Raw genomic sequence first — 2611 nt, 5'->3', positions numbered from 1 at the left:
GCAGAAAAACTTATTAAATCTACAGCAAAAAAAGTTAATTCAAAAGAACAAAAAGAATGGAATTTAATGTTAAGAAAATATAATGACAAAGTAAGCATTACAAAATACAGATTAGATACTATGAAAGAAATAGCCAAAGCCTATTACAACTCTAAACCCAAAACAGTAATATATAAAAGTTTATTTTAAATAATATTTAATACAGCATTATTTATCGCCCATAAAATCATCTCTATATTAATTTTGGTTTCCTTTTTTAACCACATAAATATTTATAAAAAACACGTATTTCTACGTATTTATAGTTTCTTAGGATATAATAATTTTGAGACATTAACCTAAACATCCCTAAAAAATATGTCAGTAACTATTCCTACTAGCTTCAGTAACCCTGTGGTTTTTGTTATTCCCAAGAGCGCTTTACCAATTACAAAAAAAGGTAGTAAAACGTCTATTTATTATGCAGATATAGATCAAACTGCTCCAATTAAACTTACCGATTTATATAACAAACTTATTAATGTAAATGGTAAAATGCATGTTCGAGGTGATGCAACCGCGGCAATGCCTAAACAACAATATGCCATTAAGTTAAAAGACAGCCCTTCTGCGGGAAACTTCCTAGGCATGGAAAAAGGTGGAAAACATTGGGTGTTTAACGATTGTGGCGCCGTAGATTACACCTTACTTAGAAACACTTTTGCATTTACTCAACAACGTGCTATGGGGCAATATGCTCCTGCATTTAAATTTTTTGAACTATTTATTTTACCACCAGGAGTCGATTTAAAAACAATAATAACAAGTACAACAGAATTAGCAGAGTACTACCACGGTTTATATCTTAATTTTGATAAAATCCGTTTTCAAAGTTCACGTATAAATCTTCCTTACAAAAAGAAGAAAAAAGACATGACGTCAGATTATGCTATTGTGCAATTAAACCAATCTAGCGATAAATATCTTCAACTTACACCTAATCCACCATTAACAGCTAATATAGAGATTTACGAACCTAAGTTAGACGCTATGTCCTCAACAATACAACAAGAGTTTAATAATTGGTTTTACAATAACTCTAACAGCTCTTGGGCTGGGCATTTTGCCAATGCATATTCTAATTATATTGTGCAAAATAAATCTATCCCTTCATCCTTATTTTCAGATATTAAAGCGGTAACAGATTATACCTCTTTTGCTACATACTTTGTATTAAATGAAATTGCAAAAGACCCAGATGGTTATCATAAAAGCACATTTATGATAAAAAATAAATCTATTTGTTATGCTGGACCATTATGGGATAAAAACAAATCGTATGGTAACACAGCTTCTTGCAGTGGATACCCTCAAGGTTATGTTAAACCAAATGGTTGGTTGTTTTCTGTAGCTGGACAATCTCCTGTATGGTGGACTGTACTTTTAAAAGACCCTGAATTTTGTAAAGAAATATGGAAAATATGGAGTACGGTTGTTTTTAATATTACAATAACCGGTTCTAATTTACCAGATTGGATAACTAACTTTATTACTAATACTGTTTCTTACATTAAAAATACTGGTGCCTTAGCTAGAGATAGTCAAAAATGGCTAAATGCGTTTAACAGTTCTGGTGGAGAATTCTCTGAAACTAAATATGATGATCAAGTAACAGATTTTAAAAATTATCTAGGTCAAAGGATAGCCTGGATTAACGATAATCTTAGTAATAAACTAAAATCGCAATCAGGTTTTGTACCTAATTCTTAATTAAAAAAACATATTCGTTGTGTAAAAGAGAGGAAAAACACCCTATATATAAAAGGGGATTCCTCTCTTTATTTTTATATGTTTTTATTAGAACTTTACAATACAGGGAAACTCTAATAAAAACATATAATTATGAAACGTTCTAATATTCTTTTTTTAGTATTAATTATTGTAAGTTGTATAGCTTGTACAGACGAAATTACAAACGAGTTAATTTTTCCTAATAGTTTAGAAGATGTAAACTATACAGAGACAAACCTTAATATACCTAACGATTCCTCTTTAATAGATTTAAATGCTACAGGTTTAAAATGTAATGTATGGCTAAAAGGCTCAGGGAGTAGGTGCGGATTAGTTAAAGACTGTAATAATGTAACATACGAAGAAACCAAAAAAATTGGAGACAGATTAGCCAAAAGCATAAACGAAGGCACTTTAGCTATATGCAAAGATTTAAACTGTAGCAAAAGAGAATTTAGAAACATAAAATGGTCTCAAGGCGATTGTAAAAAACGTATTCTGTGTGTAAACGTATCTTACGAATTTAGATGTACTAAAAAATAAAAAATTAACGTCTTCGCTTTTTATTTTTAGATTTAAACTTCGCCTTATTCTTACGTTGATTAAAAGGAATGGCATCATCAAAAGTATGTTTTGCTTTACCAGCTCCCTTATTCTTTTTCCACTTATCATTATCGGGAAGTAATACTTTTAGTAAATCTTTTCTATCTAATTTATTTAATGTCTTGGTAATCCAATCTTTATTTTCGCGTCTGTACCAAAAGAAAAAACGATGTTGTTCATCTTTTTCTTTTTTAGTTTTTGGTGTTCGCGTAGGCTTTAATGTGTAAGGATGATAACC

Annotated in this window: 3 protein-coding genes and 1 pseudogene; 3 read left to right on the top strand and 1 reads right to left on the bottom strand. The window is 30.3% G+C overall.

The window, feature by feature from the left end:
- From ACVC2P_RS20500 to ACVC2P_RS20490, 3 genes are all read left to right on the top strand, one after another.
- A partial coding sequence (locus ACVC2P_RS20500) for a hypothetical protein (RefSeq protein ID WP_452600297.1) occupies window positions 1-189 on the top strand: 189 nt, incomplete at its 5' end.
- 168 nt (window positions 190-357) lie between these two features.
- Complete coding sequence (locus ACVC2P_RS20495) at window positions 358-1749, top strand: CotH kinase family protein (RefSeq protein ID WP_452600296.1); 1392 nt, start codon at window positions 358-360, stop codon at window positions 1747-1749.
- Between the two features lie 132 nt (window positions 1750-1881).
- On the top strand, window positions 1882-2313 hold the full coding sequence (locus ACVC2P_RS20490; RefSeq protein WP_452600295.1) for a hypothetical protein: 432 nt from the start codon (window positions 1882-1884) through the stop codon (window positions 2311-2313).
- Window positions 2314-2317: 4 nt separating this feature from the next.
- On the opposite strand, the pseudogene ACVC2P_RS20485 reads toward ACVC2P_RS20490, so the two are convergent.
- A pseudogene (locus tag ACVC2P_RS20485) lies at window positions 2318-2611 on the bottom strand (YgiQ family radical SAM protein); the annotation flags it as partial.

This window comes from Pontimicrobium sp. MEBiC01747, from assembly GCF_053601635.1.
This window is presented reverse-complemented; position numbering and strand designations above follow the sequence as displayed.

Coding starts and splice junctions, on each gene's coding strand:
- ACVC2P_RS20495 (WP_452600296.1), top strand. CDS start 358: ATGTCAGTAACTATTCCTACTAGCTTCAGTAACCCTGTGGTTTTTGTT.
- ACVC2P_RS20490 (WP_452600295.1), top strand. CDS start 1,882: ATGAAACGTTCTAATATTCTTTTTTTAGTATTAATTATTGTAAGTTGT.